Raw genomic sequence first — 496 nt, 5'->3', positions numbered from 1 at the left:
CCATCCTCTCCCGAACTCTAGCGTGCCAGTCTCAAGCGCGGTTCCCAGGTTGAGCCCGGGGCTTTCACGCCTGACTTGACACACCGCCTACGCGCCCTTTACGCCCAGTAATTCCGAACAACGCTAGCCCCCTTCGTATTACCGCGGCTGCTGGCACGAAGTTAGCCGGGGCTTCTTCTCACGCTACCGTCATCATCGTCGCGTGCGAAAGAGCTTTACAACCCGAAGGCCTTCATCACTCACGCGGCATTGCTGGATCAGGCTTGCGCCCATTGTCCAATATTCCCCACTGCTGCCTCCCGTAGGAGTCTGGGCCGTGTCTCAGTCCCAGTGTGGCTGATCATCCTCTCAGACCAGCTAAGGATCGTAGCCTTGGTGGGCCGTTACCCCGCCAACTAGCTAATCCTACGCGGGCCCATCCCATGGCGATGAATCTTTGTCCCAGAGGACACATACGGTATTAGCTCCAGTTTCCCGGAGTTGTTCCGTACCACAG

1 rRNA gene is annotated in these 496 nt (G+C 58.3%); it reads right to left on the bottom strand.

Features of this window, described 5'->3' with window-relative positions:
- Positions 1 to 496, bottom strand: a 16S ribosomal RNA gene (locus N825_RS35735); the annotation flags it as partial.

The organism is Skermanella stibiiresistens SB22, assembly GCF_000576635.1.
In the GTDB taxonomy this organism is placed as follows: Bacteria; Pseudomonadota; Alphaproteobacteria; order Azospirillales; family Azospirillaceae; genus Skermanella; species Skermanella stibiiresistens.
This window is presented reverse-complemented; position numbering and strand designations above follow the sequence as displayed.